The 12,646-nt window shown below is 70.0% G+C and carries 9 protein-coding genes and 1 pseudogene; 5 read left to right on the top strand and 5 right to left on the bottom strand.

Going from position 1 to position 12,646, the window contains the following annotated elements; translation table 11 throughout:
* Positions 1 to 166: 166 nt before the first annotated feature.
* The 5 genes and pseudogenes from FB157_RS44070 (at position 167) to FB157_RS44055 (ending at position 4,931) form a co-directional block, all read left to right on the top strand.
* Entirely contained in the window at positions 167 to 904 is a 738-nt protein-coding gene (locus tag FB157_RS44070; RefSeq protein ID WP_145887005.1) for a Sir2 family NAD-dependent protein deacetylase, read from the top strand.
* Positions 905 to 1,148: 244 nt separating this feature from the next.
* Positions 1,149 to 1,502, top strand: coding sequence for an effector-associated constant component EACC1 (locus FB157_RS44065; protein ID WP_145887003.1), 354 nt, complete (start codon positions 1,149 to 1,151; stop codon positions 1,500 to 1,502).
* Positions 1,483 to 1,938, top strand: a pseudogene (locus tag FB157_RS49135) (caspase family protein); the annotation flags it as partial. The gene FB157_RS44065 and the pseudogene FB157_RS49135, both read left to right, overlap by 20 nt.
* Positions 1,939 to 2,310: 372 nt before the next feature.
* The gene (gene dnaG / locus FB157_RS44060; RefSeq protein WP_261386962.1) at positions 2,311 to 4,122 is read left to right on the top strand and encodes a DNA primase; all 1,812 of its coding nucleotides are present in this window, start codon (positions 2,311 to 2,313) and stop codon (positions 4,120 to 4,122) included.
* Between the two features lie 95 nt (positions 4,123 to 4,217).
* Positions 4,218 to 4,931 (top strand): Sir2 family NAD-dependent protein deacetylase, encoded by a 714-nt coding sequence (locus FB157_RS44055; protein WP_145886998.1) that lies wholly within the window; start codon positions 4,218 to 4,220, stop codon positions 4,929 to 4,931.
* Here FB157_RS44055 and FB157_RS44050 read toward each other — a convergent pair.
* From FB157_RS44050 to FB157_RS44030, 5 genes are all read right to left on the bottom strand, one after another.
* Complete coding sequence (locus FB157_RS44050) at positions 4,928 to 5,419, bottom strand: methylated-DNA--[protein]-cysteine S-methyltransferase (protein ID WP_145886996.1); 492 nt, start codon at positions 5,417 to 5,419, stop codon at positions 4,928 to 4,930. The two genes, FB157_RS44055 and FB157_RS44050, sit on opposite strands and share 4 nt — an antisense overlap.
* A 22-nt stretch (positions 5,420 to 5,441) precedes the next feature.
* Positions 5,442 to 6,929: an AlkA N-terminal domain-containing protein gene (locus FB157_RS44045; RefSeq protein ID WP_145886994.1), complete on the bottom strand. Its 1,488-nt coding sequence runs from the start codon at positions 6,927 to 6,929 to the stop codon at positions 5,442 to 5,444.
* A gap of 134 nt (positions 6,930 to 7,063) precedes the next feature.
* Positions 7,064 to 9,280, bottom strand: a complete 2,217-nt coding sequence (locus FB157_RS44040; protein ID WP_145886992.1) for a hypothetical protein — start codon at positions 9,278 to 9,280, stop codon at positions 7,064 to 7,066.
* A 26-nt stretch (positions 9,281 to 9,306) separates the two neighbouring features.
* Complete coding sequence (locus FB157_RS44035; protein ID WP_145886990.1) at positions 9,307 to 10,866, bottom strand: serine/threonine-protein kinase; 1,560 nt, start codon at positions 10,864 to 10,866, stop codon at positions 9,307 to 9,309.
* Positions 10,863 to 12,620 (bottom strand): FHA domain-containing protein, encoded by a 1,758-nt coding sequence (locus FB157_RS44030; protein ID WP_145886988.1) that lies wholly within the window; start codon positions 12,618 to 12,620, stop codon positions 10,863 to 10,865. Before FB157_RS44030 ends, FB157_RS44035 begins: the two co-directional genes overlap by 4 nt.
* Positions 12,621 to 12,646: the final 26 nt, after the last annotated feature.

Here is a 12,646-nt window from a genome sequence, read left to right as displayed (position 1 = left end):
CCTCGCTCCCGTCAGCGCTCGTGACCACTCGACGCGGACGCCTGACCCGCGTTCTTGACCGTCAGCGGCAACAACTTCTTGCCGATCGGGCCGATTTGTATGGCCGCCCAAGGGTCGCACCCGATACCCGTTCGCCCCAGCGATGCAGTCGTCCTACTCTCGGTCCATGAACAGCCCTCTCGTGGCCATACTCAGTGGCGCAGGCATCTCCACGGATTCAGGGATCCCTGATTATCGGGGTCCGAACGGGCTGTGGCGGCGGGATCCGGAGGCCGAGAAGCTCGTCACGTACGAGCACTACATGGGCGATCCGGAGATCCGTCGGCGGTCCTGGCAGATGCGTCGGAAGAACCGCGCGCTCCACGCCCAGCCGAACGCCGCGCACCGAGCCGTCGCCGAGCTGGAGCAGTACGGCATCCCGGTCCGGGTCATCACGCAGAACGTAGACGGACTGCATCAGCTCGCCGGCATGCCTGCCCGCAAAGTGCTCGAACTGCACGGCACTGCTCGCAGCGTCGTATGCACGCAGTGCCACGCCCGCGGCCTCATGGACGACGTCCTTGCCCGGGTCGAGGCCGGCGAGGATGATCCGCCGTGCCTTCAGTGCGGCGGCATCCTCAAGTCCGCCACTGTGATGTTTGGCGAACGACTCGACCCAATGGTGCTGGGCAAGGCCGTCGCGATCACCAAGGCATGCCACATGTTCATCGCCGTCGGTTCCAGCCTCCAAGTCCAGCCAGCCGCCGGCCTCGCAGGCATCGCAGCCGACCACGGCGCCCGCCTGATCATTGTCAACGCCGAGCCGACGCCATATGACGACATTGCCGACGACGTCATACGGGCCCCCATCGGCTCCGCGCTGCCCGATCTCCTGAGTTCGTTGCGTACGCAGCGTCATCAGTAGACCTACCTCAGGTGATCCTCGCCGGACGCACGTACTACGACGTGCGCCGTTCAGCACCAACGATGCCTGACTGCGAGCTGAGACCGGCTGCCACAGGCACCCGGCGAGGTGTTGGACACTCCGTGGGCAGTACAACTCGTCCGAGGCGACTGTCAGTTGTACGGTCATCCCACCTGGCATGATTTGGCTAGGACGGTGCCTGCCCGGACCGCATCCTCCGGGCTGGGATTGGGGAGGGGCCCACTTGGAAGCACAGGTATCCCTGAGCGGCAGCGCCACGCTTGAGGAGTTCGTATCGCTAGTTCAGTGGCTGCGCACCGAACGTGCGCTCCAGGGTCTTGTCCGTACAAGGCGCCGCTCCCCTCGCGAGGACGAACTAGGCGGAGCCTTCGAGCTGATCAGTGTAGCCATTGGCTCGGGTGGTATCGCCACCGCGCTCGTCTCATCTTTGCAGGCATGGCTGAGTGGCCGACGCACCGAACAAAAGATTGCGGTCACCCTAGAAGGCCGCTCCGTCGAGATTGTTCGAAACAGCACGAGCGCTGTGAGCGAGGAGGAACTGCTTCGGCTCATCAAGGATGCACTCAATGAGCAATGATCCCAGCAATCACGCGGTGTTGATCGGTGTGTCTCGCTTTGACGATGAGGCGTTCCCTCCAGTACCCGCAGCAGCAAATAGTCTTCGCGACATGTATAAGGTGCTCACGGATCCGAACCTCTGCGGTTGGCCCGTAGAAGACGTCAGTGTGATCAAAGATCCAATGTACGATCACAAGTTTGTAGTGCAGCTACGCCGCCTCGCCCAGGAGACCACAGGAACCTTCTTGGTCTTTTTCGTAGGGCACGGAACGATGACAGAGAAAGGCGAGCTATGTCTCGTCTTCAGTGACACACTTTCAGAGCACGCCGACATTACTGGGCTATCTTATGGTCAGGTTCGAGAGGCGCTGCTTCTTTCGCCTGCGCGGGTGAAGATTGCCGTTCTCGATTGCTGCTATTCCGGACGTGCCCTTCAAGCTCTCTCAGGCCATTCCACCGCCCTCGCCAATGCCACCGACGTGCGAGGAACCTATACCCTGACAGCAGCAGATGGTGCGGCACATGTTGTACCACTGGCCCAGCAGAAGGACGAGTTGACGTCCTTCACGAGAGAGCTGACACGCCAAATCCGTGAAGGCGTCCCTGGAAAAGCGAGCACTCTTACGCTAGATGACCTATGGGTGCCGTTGCGCAGTCGGATACTCTCCCAAGGCCTTCCCATGCCTGGCCGTCGAGTCGATGACACAGCCAGCGATTTTCCGTTCACGCGCAATGCAGCCGTCTCCGCCATTGCCGCCGCGCGCAACCATCGACGCTCGCCCGACAAAGACGCAGATAGCATAGAAACGGACAGCAGCAAGACTGGGATCAGAATAGGCGATTGGAAGGCCCTGAAAAGCGCCGTGTCAATCGACTCTGTCATTTCCCGGTACGTTCAGCTACGTCGCGCCGGACGTGAGTTCCGTGGCCCCTGCCCGTTTCATGAGGGAACCGAAGAGTCTATTAGCGTGAACCGCGAAAAGGGAGTCTACTACTGCTTTGGTTGCGTGGAGGGCGGAGATGTAGCAAAGTTTATAATGCGGATCGAGCATCTATCTTCCGGGGAAGCCTTTGAATGGCTGGCGAGCCGCGCAGGTATCACCGTACTCGCCAACGAACCTGGCTATCATCCAATTAAGCGGGCCCGCCTAATTGAAGCTAACCAGCTCGCCGCAGTCTGGTACGCAAAGCAGTTAATGTCCAGCTCCGAGGCGAACATCGGTCGCGAATTCCTCGCTGAGCGCGGCTTCGACCAGGCCGCAGCAGTTCGCTTCAGTGTCGGCTACAGCCACCAGGGTTGGGACCATCTTGTTCGGTACCTACGAGGCGAGGGCTTCTCCAACAGTGAAATCATCGCCTCTGGACTTGCCCAGGAAGGGCGTCGGGGCCCCATAGACCGTTTTCGTGGCCGTCTAATGTGGCCGATCCGTGACATTGGTGGCAATGTCGTGGGATTCAGAGCACGCAAACTGCGCGAGATGGACAATGGGCCTAAATATCTGAATACTCCAGAAACTGAGATCTACAAGAAGAACCAGATTCTCTACGGTATCGATCTCGCCAAGAAGGAAATCGCCATTACCAAGCATGTCGTCCTAGTGGAGGATCACACTGACGTCATGGCTTGCCACCTGGCAGGGGTCGCAACAGCCATTACCACGTGCGGTGCAGCATTCAGCAGCGACCACATCAAACTCCTACGTCGCCTGCTATCTGATGACGGAATCGGTCGAGCCGTCTTCGTCTTCAATGATAGAGCGGTCGGCGAGGAGGCATCCCTACGCACATATGACAATGACCAAAATTTCGCTGCCGAAACGTACATCGCCATCACACCAGACGGCACTGGGCCCTGCGAGTTGCGTCTAGCCAAAGGCGACGAAGCAGTGGTCGATCTGGTGAAGCCGCGCACGCCACTCTTCGAGTTCGTGCTCCAGCAGATCGCCATGCGTTACGACCTGTCTTCGCCTGCTGGCCGCAGCGCCGCACTCGACCAGGCTGCCCCTGTAATCGCCCAAATCAAAAATTCGGGGATGCGGCATGAGGTAGCCCTTGAACTTGCTCGCATCTTGGGTATTTTCGACACAATGTTCGTGGTGAGACGGGTTAATCAACTCGCCCGTGTGGCCCGTGAGCAAGCAAGCACAGCTGAGGCCACGAGTCTTCGCGATCCGGCGCTCGCTGCCGAGCGTGAACTTCTCAAGCTCGCGCTTCAGCACCCGGAACTGGTTTCCCCGGCATTCGACGCGTTCAGCGTCGAAGAATTCACGGCCCCACCATATGCGGCTGTGCGCCAGGCGATCATGGACGCGGACGGTGCTGCGTCTGGCGCCCGGGAACCTCAAAAGTATTTGATCCGGGTGCGCGAAGTAGCTCCGGACGATGAGGTCCGGGCCATGGTGACGGAGCTCTCAGTGGAACCGGTCTTGCGACGCGTCGTCGACGCGCAGTACGCGGGCAGCATCCTTTCCCAGGTGCGCCAGCGCTCTGTCGATCGCCGTATCGCGGAGCTCTCAGTCGCCCTGGGAATTTCAAGTGTCGACGATGACCGCGAACATACAGAGCGAGTCCAGAGTGAACTGTGGACCCTACATCAGTACCGCATGTCTCTGCGCGAGAGAGGGGCAGAAGCGCTTTAGGCGACGACGATAGCCAGCACATATAGGGCACTACAAGCAACACTGCACTCACGAACCGCACCACAGCGCTCCTCGCTCACGGCACACGTCGACGCGTGTTACATCTGCCGATTCCTTGCGACTCCGGCATTCCGGACTACCGCGGACCCAACGGGCTGTGGCGGCGGGATCCGGAGGCCGAGAAGCTGGTCACGTACGAGTACTACATGCGCGATCCGGAGATCCGGCGGCGCTCATGGCAGATGCGCCGCAAGAACCGCACGCTCCAGGCCGAGCCGAACGCCGCGCACCTGGCCATCGCCGAGCTGGAGAGGTCCGGGGTCCCGGTGCGGGTGATCACCCAGAACGTGGACGGGCTGCACCAGCTGGCCGGCCTGCCCGCCCGCAAGGTCCTGGAGCTGCACGGCACCGCACGCAGTGTCGTCTGCACGAAGTGTCACGCCCGCGGTCCCATGGAGGACGCGCTGGCCCGGGTCGAGGCCGGTGAGGAGGATCCGCCGTGCCTGGAGTGCGGCGGGATCCTGAAGTCGGCGACGGTGATGTTCGGCCAGCGGCTGGACCCGGTCGTCCTCGGCGAGGCCCTCGCCATCACCAAGGCCTGCCAGGTGTTCATCGCCGTCGGGACCAGCCTCCACGTGCAGCCCGCGGCCGGGCTCGCGGGTGTCGCCGCCGACCACGGGGCACGGCTCGTCATCGTGAACGCCGAACCGACACCGTACGACGAGCTCGCCGACGAGGTCGTACGGGAACCGATCGGTACGGCGCTGCCCGCGTTGCTGGGGCGTCTGGTGGCCGAGCACGACGGCTAGAACAGGGCCGTCCCCCGCTCGAAGTCCAGCAGGCGGCGCTTGCGGTCCAGGCCGCCGCCGTAGCCGGTGAGGCCGCCGCCCGCTCCGATGACGCGGTGACAGGGCACGATGATGCCGATCGGGTTCTTCCCGTTGGCGAGGCCGACCGCGCGGGACGCCCCGGGGTTGCCAAGGGCCTCGGCGAGTTCGCCGTAGGAGCGGGTCTCGCCGTACGGGATGCGGGTCAGCTGGTCCCAGACACTGCGCTGGAACGGGGTGCCGTTCAGACGGAGTTCGAGGGTGAACTCCGTCAACTCGCCGGCGAAGTAGGCGGCCAGCTGCTTCTCGGCGTCCGCGAAGGGGGTGTCGTCGAGGCTGCCGAAGGTCTCCTCCGGCGGGCGGTGGCGCTGGTCGGTCATGTAGAGACCGCACAGGACACCGTCGTCGGCGACGAGGGTGAGGGGGCCGTAAGGGCTGTCGACGACGGTGTGCTGTTTCGTCTCGCTCATGTCGCTCATCTCGCGGAGATCCTCACACGGGCAGGAAGTTGATCGGGTGGCTGTCGGTCGCCCACAGGTACTGGACCGCGTAGGCCCGCCAGGGACGCCAGGCCTCGGCCCGGGACGTGAGCGCGGCCGGGGTGGCGGGCAGGCCCAACTCCCCGGCGGCGCGGCGGATTCCCAGGTCGGTGGCGAGGAAGGCGTCGGGGTCGCCGAGGGCTCGCATGGCGATGACGTCGACCGTCCAGGGACCGAAGCCGGGCAGGTCCAGCAAGCGTGCGCGGGCTTCCGCCCAGTCGGACTCCACACCCAGGTGGAGTGTGCCGTCGGCCAGTTGACCGACGAGGGTGGTGAAGGTGGTGCGCCGGGTACGGGGCATGGCCAGGGTCTCCGGGTCCACGGCGGCCAGTGCCTCGGGGGACGGGAAGAGGTGGGTGAGTCCGCCCTCGGGGTCGTCCAGCGGCTTGCCGTGGGCGGTGACCAGGCGGGCGGCGTGGGTACGGGCGGCGGCCGTGGAGACCTGCTGTCCGAGCACGGCCCGGACGGCGAACTCGGCCCCGTCGACCGTGCGCGGCACCCTACGGCCCGGCGCCTTGTCGACCAGGGGCGCGAGGAGGGGGTCCGTGCGCAGGTGGTCGTCGACCGCGACCGGGTCCGCGTCCAGGTCGAGCAGGCGCCGGCAGCGGCTGGTCGCCACGGTCAGATCGCGCAGGTCGCTGAGCGCGAGGCGGCAGGCGATGTGGTCGGGTTTCGGGGTGAGGGCGACGATTCCGTGTCCGTACGGCAGCCGCAGCGTGCGCCGGTAGGCGCCGTCCCGCCACTCCTCCACGCCCGGTACGGCCGTGGCGGCCAGGTGGCCGAAGAGGTTGTCGGGGTTGAGCGGCGCCCGGAACGGCAGCCGCAGCGCGAGGGTCCCCGGGGTGCCCGGGGCGCTGGTCCGGCCCTTCGGCGCCCGGGCGCGCAGCTCGCTCGGGGACAGGGCGAAGACCTCGCGGACGGTGTCGTTGAAGGTGCGGATGGAGGAGAAGCCGGCCGCGAAGGCGATCTCCGCCATGGGCAGCGGGGTCGTCTCGACGAGGAGGCGGGCGGTCTGGGCGCGCTGCGCGCGGGCCAGCGCGAGCGGGCCGGCGCCCAGCTCGGCGAGCAGCTGCCGCTCCACCTGCCGGGTGCTGTAGCCGAGCCGGGAGGCGAGCCCGGGCACGCCCTCGCGGTCCACCACCCCGTCGGCGATCAGCCGCATGGCCCGGGCCACCAGGTCGGCCCGCTGGTTCCACTCCGGGGAGCCCGGGCTGGTGTCGGGGCGGCAGCGCTTGCAGGCTCGGAACCCGGCCTGCTGGCAGGCGGCAGCGCTCGGGTAGAAGGTCATGTTCTCCGCCTTGGGCGGGACGACCGGGCAGCTGGGCCGGCAGTAGATGCGGGTGGTCAGGACGGCCGTGAAGAACCACCCGTCGAACCGCGCGTCCTTGGACTGCACGGCGCGCACGCAGTGCTCCCGGTCGAAGTGCGTCCCTGTCTCCATGCGTCCAGGATCGACCAGCGCGGGGGGCGTCCGCTGGCGAGAATCCGACACGTACCTGGGGCCGGTCAGGGACGCGGTGGCGTCACCCTGGCCGGCCCTCGCAGCAGGCGTGGCGTTCAGCGGCTTCAGGAACCTCAGGGACAGACGTAGGTGAAGCTCGCCTTGGCCTCCATCGGGGTCCGCTGGTGCGCGATCCGCAGCCGGGCGGTGCCCCGGAAGCGGCCGGGGCCGCGGACCGTCCAGCGCAGGTGCACCCGGAGCCGGCGTTCACCTCGGTGGGCGGTGCTGACCAGCTCGCCCGAGTCCTGGCCGTCCCCGCGCAGCCATCGGTACGTGACGGGTCCGCCCTGACCGTCGGTGGTGACGACCGCGACCAGGTCGGCCGTCCGACCGCAGTGCAGCGTCCCCGCGGGGGCCTGGACCCGGACGGCGACGACCGCGGGGGCGGGGGCCGGGCGCAGCAGGAGCCAGAGCAGGACGGCGGCCGTCGCCACGACTGCGGTGCCGATGATCCAGCCCCGGCGCCTTCGGCGCGGGCGCGGGCGCTGCCGCGCGGGTACGACGGTTTCGGTACGCCACCGGGCGCGCAGCACGTCCTGCTCGTCGGCCGGAATCCCGGGTCCGAAACGGAGCAGGATCTCGCCGGAGTCCTCCCCGGCGGACACCGGGGGCGGGGGCGAGGCGACACGGTGGCGCTTGCCGAGAACGGTGGCCTGGGCGTCGGGGGCGGTGGAGCGGTGGGCGCGGCCGGGGGTGGTGAGCTGGTCCGCGGCGGCTGACGCGGCGAACTGGTCGGCCGCGGCTGAGGCGGTGAGTTGGTCGGCGGGTACCGGGGCTGCGAGCCGGTCGGCAGGTACCGGGGCGGTGAGCCGGTCGGCAGCAGGTGCCGGGGCGGCGAGGCGCTCGGCCGCTGCCGCGTCGGCGAGCCGGTCGGCTGGTGCCGAGGTGGTGAACTGGTCTGCGGCCGCCGGGGCGGTGAGCTGGTCAGCGGCGGCTGCGGTTGTGGGCTGCTCTGCCGCAGCCGAGGGGTGAGGGTGAGATGCCGGGGCTGTCGGGGCGGATGTGGGGGCGGTGGGCTCGGCGGCCGCCGGGCGTCGAGCGGGGGGCGGCGTGAGCGCCGGCGCCGGGTGTCGGTCCCCCGGTGCCGCCGGGCTCTCGGAAGCCGCTGGAGCCGGGTGCGGCGGTGGTGTGGTCGGTGCGGCGAACCGCGGAGCCGCCGCTGCCGCCGCCGCGCGCAGCGCCGTGCGGCGCAGGAAGTCCGCCGGGAGTGCCGCGCGCCCGGCCACGAGCACGGCTCGGGCCGCCGCGAGGCCCTCGGACTCGGCGGTGGTGGCGCAGTCGGCGAACAGGACCGCCGCAGGGGTCCCGGCCTGCGTCCAGGCAGCGCCGAGGGTACGGGCCAGGGCGGCCCAGGCCGCGGTGTCGGCTGCCTGGCGGTCCGGGTACGGGCGGTCACCCGACCGGGGTGCGGCCACTGCGCCGGTACCCGCCTGCTCCGGACGCGAAAGGTCACCCGGCAGGGGTGCGACCGCCCCGCTGAAATCCGCCCGGTCCGGCGGGTGCGGGGGGTCACCCGGAAGAGGTGCGGTCGCCGCGCCGATGTCCGCCCGCCCCTGACTCGGAAGTCCACCCGGCAGCGGTGCGCCCACCCCGGTGAAGTCCGCCCGGTCCGGCGGGTGCGGGAGGTCACCCGGAAGAGGTGCGGTCGCCGCGCCGATGTCCGCCCGCCCCTGACTCGGAAGTCCACCCGGCAGCGGCGCGCCCACCCCGCTCAGGTCCGACCGGTCCGGCGGGTGCGGGAGGTCGCGCGGCAGAGGTGCGCCCACCCCGTCGACGTCCGCCGCCGGAGGCTCGGGCTGTGGTGTGTCGCCCAGTGTCGCGTTCAGTGCCGTCTCCGCCAGCAGTGCCACGCCGTCCGGCGCGAGGACCACGGTGTCCGGGCCGAGCGAGCCGTGGGCCAGGCCTGCCGTGTGCAGGGCCAGCAGGGTCTGTGCGGTCTCGTTGAGGATGCTCGCCACGCTGCCCGCGTCGGGGCGGGGGCCGTCGGCGGACAGGACGTCGGCGAGCGCGGGGGCCGGCGGGCGGGCCGTGAGCAGCCAGACTTCGCCTGCCTCGGACACCAGGTCGACCGTGCCGAGCAGTCCTGGCAGCCGGAGCTTCGCCGTGGCGAGCACCGCGGCCGCCAGGCGCTCGCGGGTGCCCTGTGGCCCGAGCAGGGCCCGGTCGATGCGCAGCGCCCCGAGCGCGGGCTCGCCGGAAGCATCCGGGAGCAGGGCGTACCAGGTACCGAAGCGCGTGTCCCGTGACCAGCCGGACAGGGGCCGGCCGGCCACTGTGGTGGCTGTCGTCATGTCGATCCGTTCTCGTCGGGCGGTGTTCAGCACGGCGGTGCGTCCAGGGAAGCCGTCTGGGGGCCGTCGACGGCCGCCGGGTCGCTGCTGAGCGTGACGTCCCAGGTCCCCCGGCAGGGGTGGTTGGAGAAGTCCGCCTCGAAGGTCAGGTCGTACCGGGTGCTCCCGGACAGCGGCTGGGACTGGGAGCCGTACGGGTCGGCGGGGGTGTCGACGTAGTAGTTCGCGGTGACGGTCAGCGGGCCGGTGCCCGTCGTCTGGACGGTCACCGCCGCGACGAGCGTGCCCGGTTTCTGCCCGCGCTGCCACGAGCCGATGGTGATGGTGATGTCGCCGGGTGCGGCCGGGCCAGGAGCCGTGGTGGTGGGGGTCCCGGCCGGTGCCGTCGGCTCGGTGGAGGGTGCGGGCGAGGACGACGGGCTGTCCGAGGGAGTGGCCGAGGGTGTGGTGTCCGCCGTGGGCGGGAGGCTGCTCGGCGAAGTGGACGGGGATGAGGAGGGGGAAGTGCCGGGCTTCGTCGGGGAGTCGATTGGTGTGGGGGTTGAACTCGCCGCCGTCGTCGATGTCTCGTGCGGGCGGCCCGCCGCGTACGTCGCTCCGCCCGCGACGACCGCCAGCGCGGCCACCCCGCCGGTCGCCACCTTCCACCCGCCGCGCTTCAGCCGGCCCAGCAGGGTGAGTGCGGTGGCCGAGCCGTCGAGCGTCGCGGTCGCGGTGAACGGGAACAACAGGGCCAGCAACGCGGCGAGTTCGGCGAGCCGGCGGCGGCCGCGCTGCTCCCAGCCCGCGCCGTACCCCTCGGTGGCGGCCCGTTCCAGTTCGGCGAGGAAGGCCTCGACGCCGGGCCGGTCCGCCGGGTCCTTCGACAGGCCCGCGCGCAGCAGCCCCCGCACCGGAGCGGGTACGTCGTCCAGCGGGGCCGGTGCGCGCAGGTGCTGCAGGCGCAGGGCCGTCAGGTCGTCGGCGGGGAACGGGCGCCGTCCGGTCAGGCACTCGAAGAACACCACGGAAGCCGCGTAGACGTCGGCGGCGGGGCCGGCCGGCGCGCCGTCCCACTGCTCGGGCGCCATGTAGGCGGGCGTGCCCGCGGCCTCGGTCTCCCGGCCGCTGCGCACCGCGATGCCGAAGTCGGCCAGTGCGCTGGTGCCGTCGGCGCGGACCAGGACGTTCTCCGGCTTGTAGTCGCGGTGCACCACCCCGGCCGTGTGGGCCGCGCCCAGCCCGAGCAGGGAACCCTTGAGCAGGACGAGCGCGGCCTCGGGGCCGGTCGCCCCGTGCCGGTGCAGCAGCCGGCGCAGGCTGACGCCGTCGACCGCCTCCATCACGATCGCGGCACCGGTGCGTGCCTCGACGTACTCGTACAGCCGCACCACGCACGGGTGCCGCAGCTCGCCGAGCAGCCGGGCCTCGGCCCGGAAGCGGGCCAGGAACTCGTGGTCCGTGCGCAGGCGTTCGCCCAGGTACTTGACCGCGACAGGCACGCCGGTAGCGGTGTGCCGGGCGAGGACGACCCTGCCTCCTGCCCCCTCGCCCAGCGTGCGGACGGTCTCGTAGCCGGGTACGGCCCAGCCGGCGTCGTCGGTCATGCCGTCCCCTCCACGGGCGCGGCGACCCCGGCACCCTGCGGTACGTCCTTGGCGCCCCGCCGGCGCCGTACGCTGCGCAGCACCCAGCGCACGGGGGCGGCCCACACCGGGAAGGCCACCAGGGCGACGACGGCCGCCTCGATCACCGTGGTCCACGGCTCGGCCAGCCGGCCTTCGAGCAGGTCGCCGATCCGGGAGCGCCAGGCCAGCAGGGCGAGGGCGAGGAAGCCGTAGGTGCCCACGACGACCGCGAGGCCGTAGGCGGCCATGCCCGCCTGGCGCGGCCCGGGCCGGTTGCCCGCGCGCAGGTCCCGCCAGAGGCCGGTGCGGAAGTAGGCACTCGCCTCCTCGCGCAGCCGCGGCACCCGCAGCGCGTCGGTCAGCGCCTGGTAGCCGTCCAGCGGCATCAGCGGGTTGAAGTTGTACAGCGTGTTCAGGTAGAGGCCGAAGGCCAGGTGGTAGAGGACGGCCGAGGCGGGTCCGGCGGGCAGCAGGGCAGCGCCGGTGGCGCACCAGCCGGCCAGGGCCGCCGTGGACAGCGGCCCGGACAGGGCCACGACGACCCGGGACCAGCGGGTGCCGAACCACATGTCGCTGGTGTCCACGAACGCGAACGGCATGCCCATCATCAGCAGGAACCCGCCGCGCCGGACCTTGCGGCCGTACGACTTCACGGCCAGCGCGTGCGTCAGCTCGTGCACGAGCAGCGCGGTGACGTACCCGGTGGCCAGCAGGATTGGGCCCCACACGCCCGCCCCGCCGAAGTCCAGCAGGTGGTGCCGGCCCTGGGCGGCGAAGAACGCGACCAGGCCGCCGGTCACCGACAGCCAGGCGAGCAGTACCCCGGTGCGGGTGAACAGCCGCCAGCCGAATCCCTGGTAGAGCCGGGTCACCAGTCCGTCGAGGCCGGGGACGGACACCTCCAGTTTCAGCAGCGCCCGGTACACGGCGCGCGCCGCCCGGCGCCAGCCCGTCGGCCGCTCCTGCTCCGGCCGGCCGGGCAGACCCCGCAGCAGGCCGGCGTCCGCGAACGCGGCCAGCGCGGACTCGATGCGGGGCAGGGCGAGTTCGCCGTAGCGCTCGGCGTAGGCGAACAGCAGGTCCCGTACGGTGTTCTCGCCGTCGACGGCGTGCCACAGGAAGACCTGGCGCTCGTCCAGCTCCAGATAGCGGCCGGTACGGGTGGAGCTGAGCACCCAGCGGGGTGCGCCGCGTTCGGTGGGGATCTGCTTGAGGGCCCAGCCGGAACGGCGGCGGGGGCGCGCGGTGAGCGGGCCGCCCGCCTCCGGGGCCTCCTCCTGTCCGGTGGCGGGCAGTTGGGTCAGCTGGGTGCCGACGACCATCGTGCGCGAGCCGATCCGGGCGTCGCGGGGCTGCTCGAACACCAGGCGTACGTCGCCCACGGACAGCTCGGTGCCGTCGGCGAGCCGGGCCGCGCCGCCGTGCAGGTCGACGCCGGCGACGGCAGTGCCGTTGAAGGAGTCCAGATCCTCGATCCGGAAGCCCTCGGCGGTGCGGACGACACGGGCGTGGCGGCGCGAGACGCTGCCGTCGGACAGGACCACGTCGTTGTCGTCGCCGCGGCCCAGCGTGGTGACCGGGCCGGTCAGCGGGACGAGCAGCGCGGGGTCGTCGAGGCCGCGCAGCTGGGGCGCGGCGTACGACGCCGGTGCGGCACCCCGGCGCGGGGTGCCGCAGTGCAGGCAGTACGGGAAGTCGCGTCGGACGTGGACGCGGCAGACATGGCAGAGCATGCGGTGGCTCAGCCTCCGCCGGAACC

It is taken from the genome of Streptomyces sp. BK340, assembly GCF_007827595.1.
Lineage (GTDB): Bacteria > Actinomycetota > Actinomycetes > Streptomycetales > Streptomycetaceae > Streptomyces.
This window is presented reverse-complemented; position numbering and strand designations above follow the sequence as displayed.

What these genes read in the sequence shown, in the direction of transcription:
- FB157_RS44050 (WP_145886996.1), bottom strand. Translation starts at nt 5,419, where the DNA reads ATGAGCGAGACGAAACAGCACACCGTCGTCGACAGCCCTTACGGCCCC.
- FB157_RS44070 (WP_145887005.1), top strand. Translation starts at nt 167, where the DNA reads ATGAACAGCCCTCTCGTGGCCATACTCAGTGGCGCAGGCATCTCCACG.
- FB157_RS44030 (WP_145886988.1), bottom strand. Translation starts at nt 12,620, where the DNA reads ATGCTCTGCCATGTCTGCCGCGTCCACGTCCGACGCGACTTCCCGTAC.
- FB157_RS44035 (WP_145886990.1), bottom strand. Translation starts at nt 10,866, where the DNA reads ATGACCGACGACGCCGGCTGGGCCGTACCCGGCTACGAGACCGTCCGC.
- FB157_RS44045 (WP_145886994.1), bottom strand. Translation starts at nt 6,929, where the DNA reads ATGGAGACAGGGACGCACTTCGACCGGGAGCACTGCGTGCGCGCCGTG.
- FB157_RS44040 (WP_145886992.1), bottom strand. Translation starts at nt 9,280, where the DNA reads ATGACGACAGCCACCACAGTGGCCGGCCGGCCCCTGTCCGGCTGGTCA.